This window comes from Pseudomonas sp. AC172, from assembly GCF_979258595.1.
Genome location: NZ_OZ409868.1, coordinates 3,588,092 through 3,610,223 on the forward strand (window position 1 = coordinate 3,588,092; position 22,132 = coordinate 3,610,223).

The following is a 22,132-nucleotide window of genomic DNA, read 5'->3' on the forward strand; positions in this document are numbered from 1 at the left end:
CATTCGCAGAATAGTGTCAGCAGTGATGACACTATTAACGGTTGATCACACAATCTGCGGCGAACCGAGTTCCAACGTGGGAGCGAGCCTGCTCGCGAAGGCGTCAGTCGGCGCAACACTATCATCCGCCAGCAACCGCAAATTCAACCGCAACCCCGCCCCGCCATTCTCCGCCCAAATACTTCCGCCCTGACGTTGCACGGCATTGCGCGCGATGCTCAGCCCCAAGCCAAACCCACCGTCGCCGGGCCGCGAGCCGTCGAGGCGGGTGAACGGTGAGAAGATCCGTTCCAGATCCCCTTCCGCTACGCCACCGCCCTGATCCTCCAGCCACAGGTGCCAGTAATCGCCATCCTTGCGTCCATCCAGTCGTACGATCCCACCCGCAGGCGAATGCCGAATGGCGTTGCGCAAAATGTTCTCCAGCGCTTGCGCCAGCGTATTCAGGTTGCCACGCACCCAACACGACGCCTCGACCGAACACTGCAATTGCAGACTCGGCCAGCCGCTTTCATAACAGGCGTTATCCGTGAGCATTTCCCACAGGGCCTGAATTTGAATGGCTTCATCCGGCAGCGGCGTGCGGTCGGTATCGAGCCATGCCAGTTGCAGGGTGTCTTCGACCAAGCGTTGCATACCGTCGACTTCACGACCTATGCGCTCGCGCAGTTGCACCAGATCCTGTTCGCTTTCACTGGCGACACGCAAACGGCTCAGCGGTGTGCGCAATTCGTGGGACAGATCACGCAGCAGTTGCTGTTGCAGGGCGACGGTCGATTGCAGACGTTCGGACATCGAGTCGAATGCCCGCGCCAGCTCGCCTAGTTCGTCCGGCCGTTGGGTGATGCCGCTCGACAGCCGTACATTCAACTGGTCGGCGCGCCAGGCGTTGGCCTGTTCGCGCAAGTTGTTCAGGGGCACCACCAACAGCCGATAAAGGCCGATGCACAACAGCAAGGTGAACAGACCAGGAATCACGCCATTGGTGATGACGCGCCAGAACAGCCGGTACTTGCCCGGAACAAATCGTTCGGGCAATTCGATCACCAGGCTGCCGGCATACGGTTCTTTGGGAAAAGGCACACGCAGCCACGGTCGGCCCTGTTTGTGAATCGGCCAGTCGAGGCCGCGCAAGAACGTCAGGTGCTGGATTTCCTGCTCATTCAGCGGATCGCTGCTCAGCGACTGCAAATTGCCGCCGATCACGCCGACCCAACTGGCTTCACGCAACTCCATGCTCTGCAACCAGTCATCGACACCGCTGCGTCCGCCGTGCTGCCACGCCTGTTCCGCTTGCGCGGCATAACGGCTGAGCGTGCCGCGTGCCTCGTCGGAGAGGAACTGATTGCGCTCCTCCATATAACGTCCCCACGACCAGCTCAGCCAGATCATCAGCAGACAAAATGCGACCAGCAGAAACGCCAGTTTCCAGAACAGCGAATGCCGCCCCGGCAGTTCAGAGCGTTTCATCTGCTGCACTCAAGACATAACCCTTGCCCCAAACGGTGCGCACTTCACGTTCGGTGTAAGCGATGGCTTTCAGTTTGCGGCGGATCTGGCTGATGTGCATGTCGAGGCTGCGGTCGTGGGCCGCGTAGCCGCGCTGCAGAACGTGCTGATAAAGGAAGGCTTTGCTCAGCACCTCCTCGTCATTGCGGTTGAGGGTTTCCAGCAAGCGGAATTCGCTGCGGGTCAGCCCGGCGGCTTGCTCGCGGAAAAACACATCGCACTGTTCATCATCGTACCTCAGCGTACCGGCGGCTACGGGCATCGCAGGAGCGGCCGGGCGACGATCCAGCGCAACCCGGCGCAGGATCGCTTCAATACGCACATGCAACTCGGCCATGCTGAAGGGTTTGGGCAAATAGTCATCGGCGCCCAGACGGAAACCGCTGATGCGATCCGCCTCGGCACCGAGGGCCGACATCAACAGCACCGGCGTCGAATGGCTCTGGCGCAATTGCGTCAACACATTCAAACCGTCCATTCCCGGCAACAGAATATCCATCAGCACCACGTCGAACGGCTGGCGCGTGGCGATACTCAGGCCTTCCCGGCCGTTCTGGCACCAGGTCACCTGAAAGCCGCTGCGGCCCAGATGTTCGTGAACATAGGCGCCGAGTACCGGATCGTCTTCGATGGAAAGAATGCGTGGCTGGCCGGAAACAGGAGTCATGAGTATCTGCAAGTAATTCTCAGTTGAGAGTGATTATTCAAGATTGCCAAGGATCGGGCAACTCAAGGTTGGCCCAGCCGACAAACGAACACCGAGCCCCTGCCCCACCACAAGTGCATTTTTCCGGAGATTGCCTGCGAGCAAATCGCTACACTGCGCCCATGTCGCGTGCCGGATGCACGCATGAGTCAACAGATCAGCGGGATGCAGGAGATAGGCGTGCTCAAGAAACTGGGAATCAAAGGTCGCGTGTTGTTGCTGACCTTGTTGCCGACCAGCCTGATGGCGCTGGTGCTGGGTGGTTATTTCACCTGGACGCAGCAGTCCGACTTGCAGAGCCAATTGATGCAGCGCGGCGAAATGATCGCCGAGCAGCTGGCGCCGCTGGTGGCCCCCGCCTTGGGTCACGGCAACAGCGACCTGCTGGAGCGCATCGCCACTCAGTCCCTTGAACAACCGGACGTGCGCGCGGTGACCTTCCTCGCCCCGGACCGCTCGCCGCTGGCCCATGCCGGCCCGACCATGCTCAATCAGGCGCCGAGCGGCGACAGCGCCCATTTACAACGGCGCAGCGGCAATGACGCGACCCGTTACCTGATGCCGGTATTCGGCAAGCACCGCAACCTCGCTGGCGAACTGATTCCGGAAGAGTCCGACCGCTTGCTCGGCTGGGTCGAACTGGAGCTGTCACACAACGGCATGCTGCTGCGCGGTTATCGCAGCCTGTTCGCCAGCCTGTTGCTGATTGCCGCCGGTCTGGCCGGCGCGGCCCTGCTGGCGTTGCGCATGGGCCGCACCATCAACCGCCCGCTGAGTCAGATCAAACAAGCCGTCGCGCAACTCAAGGACGGCCATCTGGAAACACGTTTGCCGCCGCTCGGCAGTCAGGAGCTGGACGAGCTGGCCTCGGGTATCAACCGCATGGCCGGCACCCTGCAAAATGCCCGCGAAGAGTTGCAGCACAGTGTCGATCAGGCCACTGAAGACGTGCGCCAGAACCTGGAAACCATCGAGATCCAGAACATCGAACTGGATCTGGCGCGCAAAGAAGCGCTGGAAGCCAGCCGGATCAAATCCGAATTCCTTGCCAACATGAGTCATGAGATCCGCACGCCGCTCAACGGCATCCTCGGCTTCACGCATCTGTTGCAGAAAAGCGAACTGACCCCGCGCCAGCTCGACTATCTGGGCACCATCGAAAAGTCCGCCGACAGCCTGTTGGGGATCATCAACGAGATCCTCGACTTCTCGAAAATCGAGGCCGGCAAACTGGTGCTCGACCATATCCCGTTCAACCTGCGCGACCTGTTGCAGGACACCCTGACCATCCTCGCCCCCGCCGCGCACGCCAAACAGCTGGAACTGGTCAGTCTGGTCTATCGCGACACGCCGCTGTCGCTGGTCGGCGACCCGCTGCGGCTCAAACAGATCCTCACTAACCTGGTGAGCAACGCGATCAAGTTCACCCGCGAAGGCACCATCGTCGCCCGCGCCATGCTTGAAGAGGAACACGAAGACAGCGTGCAACTGCGCATCAGCATTCAGGACACCGGCATCGGCCTTTCAAACCAGGACGTGCGCGCGTTGTTCCAGGCCTTCAGTCAGGCCGACAACTCGCTGTCACGACAACCGGGAGGCACCGGTCTGGGGCTGGTGATTTCCAAGCGCCTGATCGAGCAGATGGGCGGCGAAATCGGCGTCGACAGCACGCCGGGCGAAGGCTCGGAATTCTGGATCAGCCTGAGCCTGCCGAAAACCCGTGACGACGCCGAAGACTTGCCGGCCGCGCCGCTGCTCGGGCGCCGCGTGGCGGTACTGGAAAATCACGAACTGGCGCGGCAGGCCTTGCAGCATCAACTGGAAGACTGTGGCCTCGATGTCACCCCGTTCAACACCCTCGAAACCTTGACCAATGGCGTCACCGGCGCCCACCAGACCGATCAGGCGATTGATCTGGCAGTCATCGGCATCACCAGCAACGACATGCTGCCCGAGCGTTTGAATCAACACATCTGGGACCTTGAACACCTCGGCTGCAAAGTGCTGGTGCTGTGCCCGACCACCGAACAGACGCTGTTCCATTTATCGGTACCGAACCCGCACAGCCAACTGCAAGCGAAACCGGCCTGCACGCGCAAATTGCGCCGTGCCCTGGCCGATCTGGTCAACCCGCGCCAGCCCCGCAATGAGCCGGGCGAACCGCTGTCGAGCCGTGCGCCGAAAGTGCTGTGTGTCGACGACAACCCGGCCAACCTGCTACTGGTGCAAACCCTGCTCGAAGACATGGGCGCCAAGGTGCTCGCCGTGGAAAGTGGCTACGCGGCGGTCAAAGCGGTGCAGAGCGAATCCTTCGATCTGGTGCTGATGGACGTGCAGATGCCGGGGATGGACGGCCGCCAGAGCACCGAAACCATTCGCCAGTGGGAAAGCGAGCGGCACTGCACGCCGCTGCCGATCGTCGCCCTCACCGCTCACGCCATGGCCAACGAAAAACGCGCACTGCTGCAAAGCGGCATGGACGACTACCTGACCAAACCGATCAGCGAGCGGCAACTGGCGCAAGTGGTGCTGAAATGGACCGGCCTGGCCTTGCGCAATCAGGGCCCGGAGCGGATCAGCGACAGTGCGGCGGGTAACCATGAGCTGCCGGTGCTCGATCACGAGGAAGGTTTGCGTCTGGCCGCTGGCAAGGCCGATCTGGCGGCGGACATGCTGGCCATGCTGCTCGCCTCACTAGAGGCCGACCGCGAAGCCATTCGCTCGGCCCGTGACAGCCACGACCAGAATGCGCTGATCGAACGCGTGCATCGCCTGCATGGCGCGACGCGTTACTGCGGTGTGCCGCAGTTGCGTGCAACCTGCCAGCGCAGTGAAACCCTGCTCAAACAGGACGATCCGAAAGCCGCGCAGGCGCTGGATGAACTGGAACGGGCAATCAACCGCTTGGCCGCGCAAGCGAAGATCAGCGCCTGATCCACGGCAATGCCGGCCAACGCCGGCAACGCTACAGTGGTTCCGGGTGGTTCAATCCGTGTCGATGCTCCAGGAGGATTTCATGCGCACGCTCGTTTTCAGTAGCCAGACCTACGACCGCGAGAGCTTCCTCGCCGCCGATTGCCCGGCGGATATCGAGTTGCACTTTCAACCGGCGCGGCTCAGCCTCGATACGGCGGCGCTGGCCGACGCACATCAAGTAGTCTGCGCCTTCATCAATGATGACCTCAGCGCTCCAGTCCTCGAACGGCTGGCCGCTGGCGGTACCCGCCTGATCGCCCTGCGCTCGGCGGGTTACAACCACGTCGACCTGCCCGCTGCGAAGCGTCTGGGACTGGCCGTGGTACGCGTCCCCGCCTACTCGCCACATGCGGTGGCCGAACATGCCGTGGCGCTGATCCTCGCCCTCAACCGGCGCCTGCACCGCGCCTATAACCGCACCCGTGAAGGCGATTTCAGCCTGCACGGCCTGACCGGTTTCGATCTGGTCGGCAAAACGGTGGGGATTGTCGGCACCGGGCAGATCGGCGCGACCTTCGCCAAGATCATGCACGGCTTCGGTTGTCAGTTGCTCGCCTACGATCCCTTCCCCAACCCGGATGTTCTGGCGCTGGGTGCGCGCTATTTGAGCCTGCCGGAACTGCTCGCGCAGTCGCGGATCATCAGCCTGCACTGCCCGCTCAACGAGCAGAGCAAACACCTGATCAACCGCGATTCACTGGCGCACATGCAGGCCGGCGCCATGCTGATCAATACCGGTCGCGGCGGTCTGGTCGACACTCCGGCATTGATCGACGCCTTGAAGGACGGCCAGCTCGGCTATCTGGGCCTGGATGTCTATGAAGAAGAGGCGCAACTGTTTTTCGAGGATCGCTCCGACCTGCCCTTGCAGGACGATGTGCTGGCGCGATTGCTGACCTTCCCCAACGTGATCATTACTGCGCATCAGGCCTTTTTGACGCGTGAAGCACTGGGTGCGATTGCCGCAACCACCCTGCACAACATCGCGACCTGGGCGGCGGGAACGCCACAGAACCAGGTCGAGGGCTGAAATTTATTCAGCTTATTTCGGTGAAAGCGAAGACGCCAGAATCAGCAACGCCAGCCAGCCGAAGCCCAAAAAGCGCTGTTTCATCGAGTGGCCGTAGCGCAGCAGGAACCAGACGAAAAACATCGGCAGCAGGAAGATCATGATCTTCAGCCAGCCTTCCACCGGACGACTGCCGTCGGCATTGGCCTGCTCGGTAACCGGTTGCTCGGCTGGCTGCTGGCGCCGACGCCGCGCGGCGGCCGGCATGACTTTCGGCAAAGGTTGCGGTTCAGGCGCTGGAGCTATGGCCTCGGGTACGGACTTGTTACGCGGAAGACTGCCGAACGAGATTGTCGCAGCCTGAACAGGCACGGCTACGGTCTGCGCGTGTACTGCTTGCTGCGCCATTGGAGCCCCGCAATGAATGCACGCGTTGGCTTCGGAGCTGATGCTCTTCTTGCATTCATAACATTCGATCAGCGCCATGTTCCGTTCCTTCAGAGTCAAGGCCGGCAGTTTGCCATGAGCGCCCGTCGATTTGAACCGGATCGAAGGTCGCACGCGCGCATCATTCTGCAATCAAGCCCGTGCTAGCATGTCGCGCATATTTGGAGGACCCATGGTCGAACACGATTTCCGCTATACCCTGATGAACCCGCAACACACCCTCACCGAATGCCGCGCCCTCGTTCCGGGCCGCTATCAGGTCACCGGCAATGGTGGCTCGATTCGTATCGGTGACGCGCTGTTGGTCACCCTCAAAGGCAGCAAGGACCTGTCCATGCGCCTGACCGTTGAAACCGTCCGCCACCTGATCAATCCGCCGGGCCAATGGACCGCGATGACCACGGGCCCGGTGTTCGGTGAACTGGCGATCCACACCTGGCAGGTCAATTGCGACAGCTGCGCCAAAGAGCTGAGCTTCGAATTCGCGGTAGACGCCAAACTTGGCAAAGCCGCCGAAAAACCGGCAGCCACCGCGCGCATCGCCGAGCTGGGCTGGAAAGCCGTTGGCGACAAGCACCTGTGCCCGAAATGCCAGGAGCCTGCGTGATGAAACGCTTTGCCCTGACCGCTATGGTCGGTGTGGGTCTGGTGGGGTGCGCTGCGGAGCCAGTGCAACTGCAGCAAAACCGCAGCTACATTCTGGAGTGGATCGGTGAGCGGCCGTTGATGGATTACAGCCATCTGACCGTGACCCTTGGCGATGATGGCCGCGCCTATGGCAACGGTGGCTGCAACCATTGGTTCGCGCCGTATACGCTGGACGGTGACAAGCTGACCTTCGGCAAGATCGGCAAGACCCGCAAGCTCTGTGCACCAGCGCTGATGGAACAGGAACAACGCTTTCTGCAGGCGCTGGAACATGTCGAGCGCTGGGACATCTCGCCGATCGAGCAGATGCGCTTCTGGCCGGCTGAAGGCAAGCCGTTGCGCTGGTGGCTGGAAGAAGGTTGATTTGTTCGTCCGCCAAAGCCCTCATCGGAACGCCGCCCGCCTGACCCTCTCCCAGGGGGAGAGGGGACTGAATGGGGGATATTGGAGAAGTACACCGACCTGAACGGCCATCGCCGAATCCATAATCGATCGAGGCCCGCTCTGGCGACTGCCTAAATGAGCGGATCTGGCTTTGGTGAATCCATAATCGACTGGTTTTTTCAGGTCGATGTAACTCGCCAGACACCTCGGTCGGCTCCCTCTCCCCCTGGGAGAGGGCTGGGGTGAGGGGCTTTTGACGTTACTGGGTCGCCTGTAGAGCCTCAAGCTTGGCCATCACCCCCGCCGCGGTCTGCTCCCCCATCAACTGCTCACGCACCTTGCCCTTGTTGTCGATGATGTACGTCACCGGCAGCGCCTCACTGCGCGGCAACTCGAACAGTTCCGCCGGATCCTGCGCCAGCACGGTGAACTTGATGCCGAGCTTCTCGCTGGCGTCTTTCAGTTCCACACCCTGCACATTGTCGAAGTTCACCCCGAACACCCCAACGTTCTTGCTCTTCAGTTCATCAGCCAAATGATTGAGTTCCGGGATTTCAGTCCGGCACGGGCCGCACCATTCGGCCCAGTAGTTGAGCACCACCCATTGTTTGTCCAAGCGCTCGGACGCAACCTTCTGGCCGTTCTGGTCAATACCGTAATCATTGCCGCAGCCCCCCAGCATCAACGCCCCGAATATCGTCAATGCCGCTGCCAATCGCCGTGTCATGTCGTGTTCCTTGTGAAAATTTGAAGGCGCCTGCGACCCATTGCCTCCGAAGGTTCTGGATTGCGCGCTGCACAGTTAGAATAGCCGCCACTTTACGCCAGAAGCGACCCGCCATGACCGATCTGACGCTTTATCACAATCCGCGCTGCTCGAAATCCCGCGGCGCGCTGGAGTTGCTTGAAGCCCGCGGCCTGACCCCGAACGTCGTGCGTTACCTCGAAACCCCGCTGAATGCGGCGCAAATCAAGGCCCTGCTCGGCAAGCTCGGGATCAGCGCACGCCAGTTGCTGCGCACCGGGGAAGATGAATACAAAATGCTTCAGCTGGCTGACGAAAGCCTCAGCGAAGCGCAATTGATCGACGCCATCGCCCAGCATCCAAAACTGATGGAGCGGCCGATTCTTGAAGTCGGTGACAAAGCCGTCATCGGTCGTCCGCCGGAAAATATCCTGGAGTTGTTGCCGTGAGATCGCCGTACATTCTGGTGCTGTATTACAGCCGCAACGGCTCGACCAACGAGATGGCCCGGCAGATTGCCCGCGGTGTCGAGCAGGCCGGTCTCGAAGCGCGTTTGCGCACCGTGCCGGCAATCTCTACCGAGTGCGAAGCCGTGGCCCCGGCCATACCGGACGAAGGCGCGCTCTACGCCACTCTCGATGATTTGAAGAACTGCGCCGGCCTCGCCCTCGGCAGCCCGACGCGTTTCGGCAACATGGCCGCACCGCTGAAATACTTCCTCGATGGCACCAGCAATCTGTGGCTGACCGGCGCCCTCGTCGGCAAACCGGCGGGTGTATTCACGTCCACCGCCAGCCTGCATGGCGGTCAGGAAACCACGCTGCTGTCGATGATGCTGCCATTGCTGCACCACGGCATGCTCATCACCGGCCTGCCGTACAGCGAGTCGGCGTTGCTGGAAACCCAGGGCGGCGGTACGCCTTACGGTGCCAGTCATCACGCTGGGGCTGACGGTAAAAAAGGCCTCGATCAGCACGAAGTGGCGCTGTGTCGCGCACTGGGTCTGCGGCTGGCGAAAACCGCTCAGAAACTGGTGGGCTGATATGGCGAAGAAGCCGAAGATTCTGCCGAGTGTCGAGTGGCTTGAACCGCGCGTGAAAGCGATGCGGGCGCTCAGCCTGCTGAGTTTTTTCGGGCTGGCCGGTCTGCTCGCGGCCTACTATCTGCTATTCGCCGATCTGCACGGCGCGCGGCCATGGGTGATTCTGCTGGTCGAGCTGATCCCGTGGATTGTTCTCGCACCGGCGATGATCATGGGTAGCGCACGTGGCCATTCGTGGATGTGTTTTGTGGTGAATCTGTATTTCATCAAAGGCGCACTGGCGGCGTATGACCCGAGCCGGCAGTGGTTTGGCGTGCTGGAAATGGTCGCGAGTCTGGCGGTGTTCTGCTCGGCGCTGTTGTATGTGCGGTGGCGGTATCAGTTGAATCGCAAACTGGCAGGTGAAGGCGAAATCTCCGTCGCCTGACAGACCGCCATCGCTGGCAAGCCAGCTCCCACAGTTTTTTGCGTCGATCACAGAATTGTGTTTCAACAGCGATCCTGTGGGAGCTGGCTTGCCAGCGATTCGGGCAACTCGGTTTCAATGATTGACGGTGTAAGCGAGCATCATCGAAATCTGGCTCATCGCCCGCCCACCGCTCTGCTCATGCCACTGGTTGAACGCATCCTGCACAATCGCCAGATCGCGCAGACTGGTCGGCACCTTGTCGACGATCTTCTGCGCGTTCAGCGCCGCGACCACGTCGTAGCTCGGCACAAAGGTATCCTTGCCGACCATGCGCAAAAACCGTGGCGCCGACAGCCCGCCCAATTGATGACCGTGCTTTTTCAGGTACGTCCACAGACCGACGATATCGGTCACCGGCCAGTCGGCGATCAATGCACCGAAACTGCCCTTCTCTTTCTCGACATCAAGAATGAACTGCGCGTTGCGCGGCACGCTCTTGAGCTTGCCCAGGTGGCGGATGATCCGCGCGTCCTGCATCAGACGCTCAAGGTGTTCGGCACTCATCAGCACGACTTTTTCCGGGTCGAACTTGAAAAACACTTCTTCGAAGGCCGGCCACTTGGCGTCGACCAGGCTGTGCTTGAGGCCGGCGCGAAATACGCGCAAAGCCATGGTCGAGAGGTAGCGGTCGTCGCTGATCTTGCGCAGTTGCGCCGGAGTCTTGGGAACGGGCAAATGGGCTTCCAGTTCAGCCGCCGAACCGAAGCGGTTCAGACAGTATTCGTGCAGCCACTTGTAATCGCGCATGCCCTCTCCCGGGAAATGAAAATGAAATTCTATCTTTGAACACAAAGCACTGTGGGAGCGAGCTTGCTCGCGAAAGCGGTATGTCATTCAACATTGATGTCGGCTGACACGACGCCTTCGCGAGCAAGCTCGCTCCCACATGAATCGGGTTTACAGGTTTACGACGTTAACGAAGCGCGAAGCCGCGGTCTCGTCGATCTTCAGGCTGGTGAAGTCGAACAGGTTGCGGTCGGCCAGTTGCGACGGGATCACATTCTGCAGACTGCGGAAGATGCTTTCGGTTCGGCCCGGGGTCTTGCGTTCCCAATCCTGCAGCATTTCCTTGACCACCTGACGCTGCAGGTTTTCCTGCGAACCACAGAGGTTGCACGGGATGATCGGGAACTCTTTCAAATCCGAGTAAGCCTGAATGTCTTTCTCGTTGCAGTACGCCAGTGGACGGATCACCACGTTGCGGCCGTCATCGGCGCGCAGCTTCGGCGGCATGGCCTTGAGGCTGCCATTGAAGAACATGTTGAGGAAGAACGTCTCGACGATGTCGTCGCGGTGATGACCGAGGGCCATTTTGGTCGCGCCGATTTCGTCGGCAAAGGTGTACAGCGTGCCGCGACGCAGACGCGAACACAGCGAGCAGGTGGTCTTGCCTTCCGGGATCAGTTCCTTGACCACCGAATAGGTGTCTTTCTCGACGATGTGATACTCGACACCCAGCTCTTTCAGATAGGCCGGCAGCACATGCTCGGGGAAGCCCGGCTGCTTCTGGTCCATGTTCACCGCGACGATCTCGAACTTGATCGGTGCAACCTTCTGCAGGTGCAGCAGCACATCGAGCATGGTGTAACTGTCCTTGCCGCCGGACAGGCAGACCATGACCTTGTCGCCGTCTTCGATCATGTTGAAATCGGCGACCGCTTCGCCGGCCAGACGGCGCAGACGCTTTTGCAGTTTGTTCTGGTTGACCGTAAGAGTGCCCATGACGCGAAATCCGTGAGGTGTGACGAAAGGCCGGCATTTTACGCAAAAACCCCGGGGTTGTGGGCACAGGTTGTCGTCGTAAGGCAACGGCACTTTTACAGACCCCGAGGCGATTACCCGCCCTGTTTACAGCGCGATTTGCTCTAAGCCCCCAATACCTGTGCGGGTAAGACCTTTCTATACTGCGACATAAGGTCGCACACAATCTGAAGACCTGTATTTGCTCGGCCACCTTGGCCCGTAGGCGCTCCGTTGGGGGGCGATGGCAATAACAAGAGGAGTGACTGGCATGATCCATCACGTAGTGGGACTCTTTACCCACCCCGATCAGGAATGGAAGGAAATTCGTGGCGACCAAGAGGAAAGCATCAGCCACATGTACCTCACCCACACGCTGATCCTGGCGGCGATCCCCGCCATCTCGGCGTTTATCGGCACCACTCAGGTTGGCTGGGTGATCGGCAACCGCGCACCGGTGATGCTCACCGTAGAAAGCGCGATCTGGATGACCGTCATGTCGTACCTGGCGATGCTCGGCGGCGTCGCGGTGATGGGGGCGTTCGTGCACTGGATGGCGCGCACCTATGACGCCAATCCAAGCCTGGCCCGGTGCGTGGCGTTTGCCACCTACACCGCAACACCGTTGTTTGTTGGCGGGCTGGCGGCGCTGTATCCGCATATGTGGCTGGGGATGATCGTCGGTACGGCGGCCATCTGCTACACGGTGTATCTGTTGTATGTGGGGCTGCCGACGTTCATGAACATTCCGTCGGACGAAGGTTTTCTGTTTTCAAGCTCGGTGCTGGCGGTGGGTCTGGTGGTGCTGGTCGCCATCATGGCGTTCACCGTAATTGTCTGGGGGCTGGGCGTAGGTCCCGTTTATACGAACTGACTCGACAAGCTGAATACAGGCCGCCGCAAGGCGGCCTTGTCGTTTGGAGAATGACCATTCGGCAGCTTGGCGATTCGCAAGCGCACAGGGTTGCGGCATACTCGACGCCTCTGGAGATCCATCAAGCATGCCCGAGCAACTCAATACCCGCGTCGAAGATTGTTACCAACTCGCTGAATCCTTTTTCAAACGCTCATTCCCTCGTCCTGTTGTCAGCCTCAAGCTGCGCGGGCAAAAAGCCGGTGTCGCGCATCTGCACGAGAACCTGCTGCGCTTCAATCCGCAGCTGTACCGGGAAAACGCCGAACACTTTCTCAAGCAAACCGTGGCCCACGAAGTTGCGCACCTGATTGCCCATCAGTTGTTTGGCGACCGCATCCAGCCCCATGGCGAGGAATGGCAATTGATCATGCGCGGCGTTTACGAACTGCCGCCGGATCGCTGCCACACCTATGCAATCAAGCGGCGCAGCGTGACCCGCTATATCTACAAATGCCCGTGCGCCGACAGTGATTTCCCGTTTTCGGCGCAGCGCCATGGCCTGGTGCGGCAGGGGCGGCGGTATTTGTGTCGGCGCTGCCGGAGTACCTTGGTGTTCAGTGGCGAGATGCGCGTCGAATAGTCAGCTTGTGTTGCCCTGACTGGCCCCATCGCTGGCAAGCCAGCTCCCACAGGTTCAGTGAGCACCTCGAAAACTGTGGGAGCTGGCTTGCCAGCGATGAGGCCAGAACAGGCACTAGAGAATGACTTTGGCAGAACGCAATTCAGCAATCCGCTCAGCCCCAAACCCCAACTCCGCCAACACCTCATCCGTATGCTGCCCCAACCCCGCGCCCACATGCCGCGGTGCCGGCAACGCTTCAGAAAACTTCAACGGACATGCCATCTGCGCTTGGGTCGAACCATCCCCACGCGGCACTTGCGTCACCAGTTCACGCGCCAGCAGCTGTGGATGGCGCACCGCCTCTGCCAAATTCAACACCGGCTCGACACACGCATCGATCCCGGCAAACAACTCGCACAGTTCAACAAAGTCATGCTTTTCAAACTCGACCGTCAGCGCGTATTTCAACTGTCGCTGCTGTTCAGGCTTGGGCGATAAACCCAGCGCCGCCAACTCCGGCCGCCCCAGCGCAGCACACAACTGCTGCATAAACGCCGGCTCCAAACTGCCCACTGACATCCAGCGCCCATCCCGCGAGCGGTAGTAGTCGTAAAAACTGCCACCGTTGAGCATCTGATCTTCCCATTCAGGTTCTTCACCGCACGCAAGATACCCGGCCCCCGCCATGGCATTTAGGCTGAACGCGCAATCAGTCATGCTCACATCCAGATGCGTGCCCTGCCCGCTCTGCTGCCGCGCAATCACCGCCGCCAGCAGGCCGATCACGCCGTGCAACGAACCACCGGCGACATCCGCCACTTGCATGCCCAGCGGCAACGGCCCGCTGTCAGCGCGGCCGGTGTAGCTGGAAAGCCCGGCCAGTGCCAGATAGTTGATGTCATGCCCGGCGCGATCCTTGTACGGCCCGGTCTGGCCGTAACCGGTGATCGACACATAGATCAGTTTCGGGTTGATCGCCTTCAGCGCTTCATAGCCCAGGCCCAGGCGCTCCATCACACCGGGGCGAAACTGCTCGAGGAGAATGTCGTGATCGGCCAGCAGTTGCTTGACCACTTCCAGCGCTTCGGGCTGTTTCAGGTCCAGCGCCAGGCTGCGCTTATTGCGATTGAGGTAAGCGTGACTGGCCGATACTCCGCCATCATGCGGCGGCAATACCCGCAGCAGATCCATGCGCGTCGGTGACTCGATGCGCAGCACTTGAGCCCCCATGTCCGCCAGCAACAGCGAGGCGAATGGCCCCGGCAGCAATGTCGAGAAATCGAGGATTTTCAGTGAGGCCAGCGGTGCGGACATGGGCGAACTCCTTGGGCGATGCACTCAGCCTAGGCAGCGATGCCGCGCACGGCAATCACCGGAAATGTCAGCGGGTGTGACCGTTACGCTCAAATCGCAGGCAAGAAAAAACCCGCCGGAGCGGGTTTTTCATGAAGCGAGGGTTACTTGACGCTGCTAGGCGTCGGGCCTTCAGCCACACCCAGGTCATCTTCCGGACGGGTATCAGCGATACCACGACCGCCCGAAGCCAACTCGGTTTGCAGCGTGTCTGTGTCCAGCTCTTTCACCCACTTGGCAACCACGATGGTCGCTACAGCGTTACCAACGAGGTTGGTCAGTGCGCGCGCTTCGGACATGAAGCGGTCGATACCGAGGATCAGCGCCAGGCCGGCCACCGGCAGGTGACCTACTGCCGACAGGGTCGCGGCCAGCACGATGAAGCCCGAACCGGTTACACCGGCAGCGCCTTTGGAGGACAGCAGCAACACCACCAGCAGGGTGATCTGGTGAGTGATGTCCATGTGCGTGTCGGTGGCCTGAGCAATGAACACAGCAGCCATGGTCAGGTAGATCGCGGTACCGTCGAGGTTGAACGAGTAACCGGTCGGGATCACCAGACCCACTACCGATTTCTTCGCGCCCAGACGTTCCATCTTGATCAGCATGCGTGGCAGTACCGATTCCGACGAGGAGGTGCCGAGGACGATCAGCAGCTCTTCACGGATGTAACGAATCATCTTCAGCACGCTGAAACCGTGCATGCGGGCGATGCCGCCGAGCACGATCAGCACGAACAGCAGACAGGTGATGTAGAAGCAGATCATCAGTTGACCCAGCTGCACCAGCGAGCCGACACCGTAAGCACCGATGGTGAAGGCCATGGCACCGAAGGCACCGATTGGCGCGAGCTTCATGATCATGTTGATGATGTTGAACATTACGTGGGCGAAGCGATCGATGAAGTCGAGGATCGGCTTGCCGTAGGCGCCCAGGCGATGCAGGGCGAAACCGAAGATCACCGAGAACATCAGCACTTGCAGGATGTCACCGGTGGCGAACGCGCCGACGATAGTGGTCGGGATCACGTTGAGCAGGAAACCGACAACGCTTTGGTCAGCGCCAGCCGCCACGTATGACGCGACTTTCGAAGCGTCGAGGGTGGCAACGTCGATGTGCATGCCGTTGCCCGGTTGCACGATGTTGACCACGACCAGACCGACCAGCAGCGCGATGGTCGAAACGATTTCGAAATACAGGAGTGCGTAACCGCCGGTCTTGCCGACCGATTTCATGTTCTGCATGCCAGCGATACCGCTGACCACGGTGCAGAAGATGATCGGGGCGATGATCATTTTGATCAGTTTGATGAACCCGTCACCCAGTGGCTTTACCGCGACACCGAACTGCGGGTAGTAATGACCAAGCGCAATACCGATGATGATTGCGATGATCACCTGGAAATACAGGGATTTGTACAGTGGCTGACGAGTCGTCATTGCAGGTTTCCTCAAGAGCCTCGCGTGACAACATCCATCTGTTGACCGCGAAACCTGAATTGCGAACCCTCCTGCACTGGAGGGATTTGTTGTTGGAGCAGCATTTTCCATCAGGGCGAAACGCACGCTTCTGTGGCTTGTATCGCAAACGTCGTGCCACTTTGGTGCGATTGCCTGCAAGCCTTTTGATATCAGGGATTACAGGTGCATGGATGTCACCATTCGGTTACTCAAGTGTGGCGGATTTCCGCCAACTCGCCGCTTCTCGTCCTACAATTTGGCGGAAATCCGCCTTGTCGATGCGTCCAGCCCGCCGCTACCATCCGGCGCCTGAGGAAGGATCTGCCGCTTATGCGCGAACGCACCATCGCCAGTCATTTTGCCCGTGCCGCCCTCGGTGGCGCACGCCGCGTGGGTTTCGATTACTCGGGCCTGCTGCTGCAACTGGGCATCAGCCCGGAACTGCTCGACGAGCCCCGCGCACGCATTGCTCCGGAACAATTCACCCGGTTGATTCAGGGCCTGTGGCTGGCGCTGGACGACGAATACCTGGGTTTTGGCAACGCCCCGAGCAAGCCCGGCAGTTTCGCCATGATGTGCCACGCCTCGATTCACTGCCGCAATCTGGAGAAGGCACTGCAACGCGGTTTATTGTTTTATAGCCTATTCCCTGAGGCCCCGCGCCTGAGCCTGACGCGCGAAGACGAATGGGTGCGTTTGAGCCTCGACGATTCGCAGATGTGGGACCCGGATCACTTTCTCACCGAAAGTCTGCTGGTGATCTGGCATCGCCTGGGCAGTTGGCTGATCGGGCAGCGGATTCGCCTCGAACAAGCGACCTTCAGTTATCCGCGTCCCGAACATGGTGCCGAATACGACCTGCTGTTCCCCTGCCCGCTGACCTTTGGCACCGATCAAAGCAGCCTTTTGTTCCACAGCCGCTATCTGTCTATGCCGCTGTTGCAGGACGAACGCACCCTCAAACACTTCCTCGAACGCTCCCCTGCCGACCTGCTCTCACGCCCGGACGACGGTGACAGCCTGAGCAGCCGCCTGCGTCGTTTGCTCAGTCGCGACATTGCGAACTGGCCGGATCTGGAAGCGGTCGCAGCGCATATGCACATCAGCCCGCAAACGCTGCGCCGGCATTTGCGGGAGGAAGGTACGAGTTTTCAGGAGTTGAAGGATCAGTTGCGGCGGGATATCGCCATTTATCATTTGGGCCGGGCGGATCTGTCGTTGCAGCAGATTGCCGAGCAGTTGGGGTTTTCCGAACCGTCGGCGTTTCACCGGGCATTCAAGAAGTGGACGGGGCTGACGCCGGGGGCCTATCGGGCGCAGGAGCAGTGAGGCGCTGAATCAAAAGCCCCTCACCCTAACCCTCTCCCCGAGAAGAGGGGGCTGATTGGGGGATGTTCAGAGTTTCCGCCGACCTTACAGCTCTTCGCTGAATCCATATTCGACTAAAATCGCTCAAGTCGATCATTTTCCAAAGACACTTCGGTCAGTCCCCTCTACCTCGGGGCGGTCCGACGTTTCGGAAGGGTTAGGGTGAGGGCAGCTTTTGATCACACCGCCGGAAAATGAATCCTGAACGCCGCCCCACCCATCGGCGAATCACCCAGCGCGAGTTTGGCGTTGTAGCTTTCAATAATGTCCTTGACCACCGCCAACCCGATCCCCTGCCCCGGATGCTGGGCATCCAGGCGTTCGCCGCGCTCGAGAATCCGCGCGCGCTGATCCGGTGGCACACCGGGGCCGTCGTCTTCGACGCACAATTCAATCCCGGCCAGGGTCTCGCGCACGCTGATGCGCACCTCGCCCAGACACAGGCGATAAGCGTTCTCCAGCAAGTTGCCCATCATCTCCAGCAACGCGCCTTGCTCGATTGGCACATAGCAATGCTCGGGCAGATCAAATGCCACGCGCACATGCTTGTCGCGGTAAACCTTGTCCAGTGTGTCGCACAGGCTTTTGAGTACCGGTTGCAAGCGCACCTGATGGCGCACCAGACCGCTTTTGCGCAAACTGGCCCGCTGCAATTGGTAGCTGATCTGCTGGCTCATGCGCTCGATCTGGCTTTGCAGCACCCAGGCCTGATCGCGTTCTTCGGGACGTTGAGCCATGTCCTCGCTAACACCCTGCAACACCGCCAACGGCGTTTTCAAGCTGTGCGCCAGATCATCGAGAGAATCGCGATAACGACTGCGTTGCTGGCGCTCGCTATGCAGCAAACGGTTGAGCGAGCCGGTCAGGCGCAGCAGTTCGCGCGGATGTTGCTCAGTCAGACTTTCACGGGTGCCGCCCTCGATTTCGTCGAGTTCCTGACTGAGCCGGCGCAAGGCTTTGAGGCCCCATGTCAGGCCGATCCACAACAGCGCCAACAGCACGAGTAACGCGGCACCGAAGCCCAGATAGAGATTTTCACGCAGGCCCTCGAGGGTGGTTTCGTATTCGCGTACCGGTTGCAGGGCGACGATGCTGAACGCCGCGCTTTTGCCCCCGAGCAGTTTGACTTCAACGTCGTAGACGAAGAACTCCTGGCCATTGGTTTCACGAATCCGTGCGAACTCGTTACCGAGGCCGTCGTAGCGCGGCTTGTAGTTGATCTGTTCTTCCTGGGTAGCTTTCGAGCGCCAGACCAGGTGCCCTTCGCGGTCGTAGATATAGCCGAGCAAACGGAAGTCGGTGAGATTGAAACGTTCATCCGGCAACTGATTGGGCATCACCAGCCGACCGTTTTCGATGCGCGCGGCAGAGATCAGCGTAGTGACGTCCGAGGCCAGGCGCTGTTCGATCGAATCCTGCAACGCGAGGCTGAACGCGCCTTGCATCGCCGGGAGCAAGGCGAGCATGAACAACACCGCCAACGTGGTGGCGGCGAGCATCAAGCGAACGCGAAGGGAACGAATCAAGTGCAGCGCTCATTGAACAGGTAGCCGAGACCGCGCACGGTGTCGATCGGTTTGAACCCGGCCGGGCCTTCGAGTTTGCGGCGCAGACGGCCGACCAGCACTTCGATGACATTCGGATCACGCTCGTCGTCATCCGGGTAGAGCTGCTCCATCAAACGATCCTTGGGCACCACTTGCTGATGATGACGCATCAGGTATTCAAGGATGCGGTACTCGTACGCGGTCAGCGCCAACGGTTGCTCATCGAGGGTAGCCTGTTTGCGATTGAGATCGAGCAGCAGCGGCCCGGCGACGATGGTCGACTGAGTGAAACCGCTGGAGCGGCGCAGCAAGGCATTCAGGCGCGCGTCGAGTTCTTCGAACTGGAACGGCTTGACTACGTAATCGTCGGCGCCGGCGGCGAGGCCTTCGACCTTGTCCTGCCAGTTGCCGCGCGCGGTGAGGATTAGGATCGGGAAGGTCTTGCCCCCCGCGCGCAACTGGCGGATCAAGTCGAGACCGCCCATGCCCGGCAGGCCGAGATCGATCACCGCCAGGTCGAAGTTGAACTGTCCGGTCTGGTACAGCGCCTCTTCGGCATTGGCCACGGACTCGACCACGTGACCGCTTTCCGTCAGGCGAGTTTGCAGGTGATGACGCAACAGCGCTTCATCTTCGACGACCAACAGTTTCATGACCTTCTCCTAATCACTTGAAATCTCCACAACCACCTGTGGGAGCGAGCTTGCTCGCGAAGGCGGCTATTCAGTCAACGAGGTGTTGAATGAAACATCGCTTTCGCGAGCAAGCTCGCTCCCACAGGGTTCCAAGGCGATTCGCTCCTTAGAAATTGTAGTTGGCCGACAGATAAGTCTGGGCGCTGCTGGTCAAGTCCAGCGAGCCTTGCTTGCTGCCGCCGCTCTCTTTCATTTCAGTGCTGGCGTTGCTGCGCAGGTAACGGTAACCGAGTTCGACCGAGGTGTTCTGCGAGACTTGCTGCAACACACCGAACTGGCCGCCAACCGCATAACCGATGTCACTGTCGCGGCTGTAGCTCGGCGAATCCTGAGTCAGTTTGGTCAGACCGGCCGTTGCACCGCCGAACAACTTGGTGCTGCCGCCCACCGGGTAGAACAGATCGTAGCTGCCCAACAGGTTTTCCTGACGCAGTTTAATGCCATTGTGCGAGCCCGACACGTTGTCGTAGGTGGCGTAGTAGCGACCCTGGCTGTTTTGCTGACCCAGGCGTACGCCATAGGTGTTGTTACCGTCGATGGCGCCGGTAGCGTTCGGGTGGTCGAGGTTGTTGTTCAGCGAGTTGGATTTGTTGATCTTGTCACTGGTCTGGCCGAAGGTCAGGCCGGCGAAGTTCGAAGTGGTGTCGGCCTGGGCCGCGATACTGGCGCTCATTACGGTCAATGCCAGCAACAGTTTGTTAAAACGAGTCATGGGTATTTCCTCTTTCACAGTGCTGTTTGGGTATGGCGCAAGGTTACTGACCTTCCCCTGTACCGCCCCTGAACCGTCTCTGAACCTGACCTGAACCAAATGAACTAGGCTGATTTGACCTTTTATTGTCAGGAGACCCGACCATGCGCCTGTTCCTCGCCCTAACGTTGCTGGCTGTCAGCAGCCTTGCTCAGGCTGCGATCAAGACTGAAGAAATCCCCTATCAGAGCGCCGACGGCACGAAACTGATCGGCTACTACGCCTATGACGACGCCATCAGAGGCAAACGCCCGGGCGTCGTCGTTGTGCACGAATGGTGGGGCCTGAACGATTACGCCAAACGCCGCGCACGCGATCTCGCCGCACTCGGCTACAGCGCGTTGGCGATCGATATGTACGGCGAAGGCAAGAACACCGAGCACCCGAAAGATGCGATGGCGTTCATGCAGGCCGCGACTCAGGATGCGGCGGCTTCCAGCAAGCGCTTCGAGGCCGGGCTGAACTTGCTGAAGAAGCAGCCGCAAACCGACGTCAACAAAATCGCCGCCATCGGTTACTGCTTCGGCGGTGGCGTGGTGCTCAACGCCGCGCGGCAAGGTGAGCCATTGGCGGGTGTGGTGAGTTTCCACGGTGCACTGGCGACCAAAACCCCAGCGACGCCCGGCAGTGTAAAGGCGAAGATTCTGGTCGAGCACGGCGCGCTGGACAGCATGGTCACGCCGGACAATGTCACCGCGTTCAAGGCGGAAATGGACAAGGCCGGGGCTGACTATAAATTTGTCAGCCTGGAGGGCGCCAAGCATGGCTTCACCAATCCGGATGCCGATCGCCTGAGCCATGGCGAGCACGGTGGCCCGGACATCGGGTACAACAAGGCAGCGGATGAAAAATCCTGGGCGGACATGAAAGCGTTCTTGCAGAAAATCTTCAGCTGATCAGCGACACCGCGGCGCGGCCTTCGCGAGCAGGCTCGCTCCCACACTGGATCTAAGTTGCCCATAAGATCCCCTGTGGGAGCGAGCCTGCTCGCGAAAGCTTCACCGCCAATCTCGACCTTGGCCCGACTAACCGGCAAAATGCCCGCCATGAATCTCACCCCCGCCCTGCCCGCCTGCTGCACCGCACTCGACAGCCACTGGCCGTTGCCGACGGTGTTGCCCGACACTGTGCTGCTCAGCACTCACTTCGATCCGGCTCAACTGCTTGGCGATGACTTTCGCCGTAGCGCCATTGAGCCGCCGCCGAGCATTCAGCGTTCGGTGGCCAAGCGTCAGGCGGAATTTCTCGCCGGGCGGATTTGCGCCCGCGCGGCGTTGCAGCAACTGGAAGGCAGCAGCGTGGTGCCGGCGATTGGCGAAGACCGCGCGCCGATATGGCCCGCACATATCTGCGGCTCGATCACCCACAGCACCGGCCGTGCGGCGGCAATTGTCGCCAACAAGCAACACTGGCGCGGTTTGGGCATGGATCTGGAAAACCTGCTGAATACCGAACGCGCCGAGCGCCTGGCCGGGGAGATTCTGACGCCACCTGAAATGCAGCGCATGAAGGCCGCCTCGCGGGATCAATTGGCGTTGTGGGTGACGCTGACGTTTTCGGTGAAAGAAAGCTTGTTCAAGGCGCTGTACCCGATTGTGCAGCAGCGCTTTTATTTCGAGCACGCTGAAGTGGTGGAGTGGGCTGAGGCGGGTCAGGTGCGATTGCGTTTGTTGACGGACTTGTCGGCCGAGTGGCGTAACGGCACTGAACTGGAGGCGCAGTTCGGGGTGCAGGATGGGCAGTTGTTGAGTCTGGTCAGCATCAAGGCCTGAAATCATCAGCGTCTGTTCAGGCCTCTTCGCGAG

Annotated in this window: 23 protein-coding genes; 12 read left to right on the top strand and 11 right to left on the bottom strand. The window is 60.0% G+C overall.

What is annotated here, in order from left to right; all coding sequences use genetic code 11:
• Positions 1-45: 45 nt before the first annotated feature.
• Entirely contained in the window at positions 46-1,470 is a 1,425-nt protein-coding gene (locus tag ACZ0A4_RS16160; RefSeq protein WP_463575557.1) for a histidine kinase sensor domain-containing protein, read from the bottom strand.
• On the bottom strand, positions 1,457-2,176 hold the full coding sequence (locus ACZ0A4_RS16165; protein WP_463575558.1) for a response regulator transcription factor: 720 nt from the start codon (positions 2,174-2,176) through the stop codon (positions 1,457-1,459). Before ACZ0A4_RS16165 ends, ACZ0A4_RS16160 begins: the two co-directional genes overlap by 14 nt.
• 219 nt (positions 2,177-2,395) lie before the next feature.
• Between ACZ0A4_RS16165 and ACZ0A4_RS16170 the strand changes: the two genes are divergently transcribed.
• Positions 2,396-5,149 (top strand): response regulator, encoded by a 2,754-nt coding sequence (locus ACZ0A4_RS16170; RefSeq protein WP_463577570.1) that lies wholly within the window; start codon positions 2,396-2,398, stop codon positions 5,147-5,149.
• A gap of 82 nt (positions 5,150-5,231) precedes the next feature.
• Positions 5,232-6,221: a 2-hydroxyacid dehydrogenase gene (locus ACZ0A4_RS16175; protein WP_463575560.1), complete on the top strand. Its 990-nt coding sequence runs from the start codon at positions 5,232-5,234 to the stop codon at positions 6,219-6,221.
• Positions 6,222-6,233: 12 nt separating this feature from the next.
• Here ACZ0A4_RS16175 and ACZ0A4_RS16180 read toward each other — a convergent pair whose 3' ends face one another.
• Positions 6,234-6,686 carry a hypothetical protein gene (locus ACZ0A4_RS16180; protein WP_463575561.1) on the bottom strand — a complete coding sequence of 151 codons (453 nt, stop codon included), beginning with the start codon at positions 6,684-6,686 and terminating at the stop codon, positions 6,234-6,236.
• 133 nt (positions 6,687-6,819) lie between these two features.
• On the opposite strand from ACZ0A4_RS16180, the gene ACZ0A4_RS16185 reads away from it, so the two are divergent.
• Positions 6,820-7,254, top strand: coding sequence for a hypothetical protein (locus ACZ0A4_RS16185; protein ID WP_093442198.1), 435 nt, complete (start codon positions 6,820-6,822; stop codon positions 7,252-7,254).
• Positions 7,254-7,658, top strand: a complete 405-nt coding sequence (locus ACZ0A4_RS16190; protein ID WP_123453349.1) for an META domain-containing protein — start codon at positions 7,254-7,256, stop codon at positions 7,656-7,658. The genes ACZ0A4_RS16185 and ACZ0A4_RS16190 overlap by 1 nt, the downstream gene beginning before the upstream one ends.
• 280 nt (positions 7,659-7,938) lie before the next feature.
• Here the strand turns inward: ACZ0A4_RS16190 and ACZ0A4_RS16195 are convergent, their stop codons facing one another.
• Positions 7,939-8,406: a TlpA disulfide reductase family protein gene (locus ACZ0A4_RS16195; RefSeq protein ID WP_463575562.1), complete on the bottom strand. Its 468-nt coding sequence runs from the start codon at positions 8,404-8,406 to the stop codon at positions 7,939-7,941.
• Between the two features lie 113 nt (positions 8,407-8,519).
• Here ACZ0A4_RS16195 and arsC point away from each other — a divergent pair, with 113 nt between their 5' ends.
• The 3 genes from arsC to ACZ0A4_RS16210 are packed head-to-tail and all read left to right on the top strand — an operon-like array spanning position 8,520 to position 9,893.
• On the top strand, positions 8,520-8,873 hold the full coding sequence (gene arsC / locus ACZ0A4_RS16200) for an arsenate reductase (glutaredoxin) (RefSeq protein WP_093442189.1): 354 nt from the start codon (positions 8,520-8,522) through the stop codon (positions 8,871-8,873).
• Positions 8,870-9,466 carry an NAD(P)H:quinone oxidoreductase gene (gene wrbA, locus ACZ0A4_RS16205; RefSeq protein WP_463575563.1) on the top strand — a complete coding sequence of 199 codons (597 nt, stop codon included), beginning with the start codon at positions 8,870-8,872 and terminating at the stop codon, positions 9,464-9,466. Before arsC ends, wrbA begins: the two co-directional genes overlap by 4 nt.
• A 1-nt stretch (position 9,467) precedes the next feature.
• The gene (locus ACZ0A4_RS16210) at positions 9,468-9,893 is read left to right on the top strand and encodes a DUF2069 domain-containing protein (RefSeq protein ID WP_463575564.1); all 426 of its coding nucleotides are present in this window, start codon (positions 9,468-9,470) and stop codon (positions 9,891-9,893) included.
• Between the two features lie 114 nt (positions 9,894-10,007).
• On the opposite strand, the gene ACZ0A4_RS16215 is transcribed toward ACZ0A4_RS16210, so the two are convergent.
• Together ACZ0A4_RS16215 and ttcA are read right to left on the bottom strand one after the other, a co-directional pair.
• Positions 10,008-10,682 carry a DNA-3-methyladenine glycosylase I gene (locus tag ACZ0A4_RS16215; RefSeq protein ID WP_095123040.1) on the bottom strand — a complete coding sequence of 225 codons (675 nt, stop codon included), beginning with the start codon at positions 10,680-10,682 and terminating at the stop codon, positions 10,008-10,010.
• Between the two features lie 150 nt (positions 10,683-10,832).
• Positions 10,833-11,657 carry a tRNA 2-thiocytidine(32) synthetase TtcA gene (gene ttcA / locus ACZ0A4_RS16220; protein ID WP_007917513.1) on the bottom strand — a complete coding sequence of 275 codons (825 nt, stop codon included), beginning with the start codon at positions 11,655-11,657 and terminating at the stop codon, positions 10,833-10,835.
• Positions 11,658-11,946: 289 nt separating this feature from the next.
• On the opposite strand from ttcA, the gene ACZ0A4_RS16225 reads away from it, so the two are divergent.
• On the top strand, positions 11,947-12,549 hold the full coding sequence (locus ACZ0A4_RS16225; protein ID WP_053122787.1) for a Yip1 family protein: 603 nt from the start codon (positions 11,947-11,949) through the stop codon (positions 12,547-12,549).
• A 127-nt stretch (positions 12,550-12,676) separates the two neighbouring features.
• Complete coding sequence (locus ACZ0A4_RS16230; RefSeq protein WP_405123065.1) at positions 12,677-13,171, top strand: SprT family zinc-dependent metalloprotease; 495 nt, start codon at positions 12,677-12,679, stop codon at positions 13,169-13,171.
• A 114-nt stretch (positions 13,172-13,285) separates the two neighbouring features.
• Here the strand turns inward: ACZ0A4_RS16230 and ACZ0A4_RS16235 are convergent, their stop codons facing one another.
• Both ACZ0A4_RS16235 and ACZ0A4_RS16240 read right to left on the bottom strand, forming a co-directional pair.
• The gene (locus ACZ0A4_RS16235; RefSeq protein WP_463575568.1) at positions 13,286-14,467 is read right to left on the bottom strand and encodes a CaiB/BaiF CoA transferase family protein; all 1,182 of its coding nucleotides are present in this window, start codon (positions 14,465-14,467) and stop codon (positions 13,286-13,288) included.
• Between the two features lie 143 nt (positions 14,468-14,610).
• A complete protein-coding gene (locus tag ACZ0A4_RS16240; RefSeq protein ID WP_175553469.1) occupies positions 14,611-15,945 on the bottom strand; it encodes a dicarboxylate/amino acid:cation symporter in 1,335 nt (444 codons plus the stop codon).
• 351 nt (positions 15,946-16,296) lie between these two features.
• On the opposite strand from ACZ0A4_RS16240, the gene ACZ0A4_RS16245 reads away from it, so the two are divergent.
• Positions 16,297-17,295, top strand: coding sequence for an AraC family transcriptional regulator (locus ACZ0A4_RS16245; protein WP_463575570.1), 999 nt, complete (start codon positions 16,297-16,299; stop codon positions 17,293-17,295).
• 218 nt (positions 17,296-17,513) lie between these two features.
• Here the strand turns inward: ACZ0A4_RS16245 and ACZ0A4_RS16250 are convergent, their stop codons facing one another.
• The 3 genes from ACZ0A4_RS16250 to ACZ0A4_RS16260 form a co-directional block, all read right to left on the bottom strand.
• Positions 17,514-18,860 (bottom strand): ATP-binding protein, encoded by a 1,347-nt coding sequence (locus ACZ0A4_RS16250; protein ID WP_016987433.1) that lies wholly within the window; start codon positions 18,858-18,860, stop codon positions 17,514-17,516.
• Positions 18,857-19,534: a response regulator transcription factor gene (locus tag ACZ0A4_RS16255; protein ID WP_016987432.1), complete on the bottom strand. Its 678-nt coding sequence runs from the start codon at positions 19,532-19,534 to the stop codon at positions 18,857-18,859. The genes ACZ0A4_RS16250 and ACZ0A4_RS16255 overlap by 4 nt, the downstream gene beginning before the upstream one ends.
• Before the next feature lie 148 nt (positions 19,535-19,682).
• Positions 19,683-20,288, bottom strand: a complete 606-nt coding sequence (locus ACZ0A4_RS16260; RefSeq protein WP_038367429.1) for a membrane protein — start codon at positions 20,286-20,288, stop codon at positions 19,683-19,685.
• A gap of 143 nt (positions 20,289-20,431) precedes the next feature.
• Here ACZ0A4_RS16260 and ACZ0A4_RS16265 point away from each other — a divergent pair, with 143 nt between their 5' ends.
• Positions 20,432-21,223: a dienelactone hydrolase family protein gene (locus ACZ0A4_RS16265; protein WP_463575573.1), complete on the top strand. Its 792-nt coding sequence runs from the start codon at positions 20,432-20,434 to the stop codon at positions 21,221-21,223.
• Between the two features lie 150 nt (positions 21,224-21,373).
• Complete coding sequence (locus ACZ0A4_RS16270; protein WP_463575574.1) at positions 21,374-22,099, top strand: 4'-phosphopantetheinyl transferase family protein; 726 nt, start codon at positions 21,374-21,376, stop codon at positions 22,097-22,099.
• Positions 22,100-22,132: the final 33 nt, after the last annotated feature.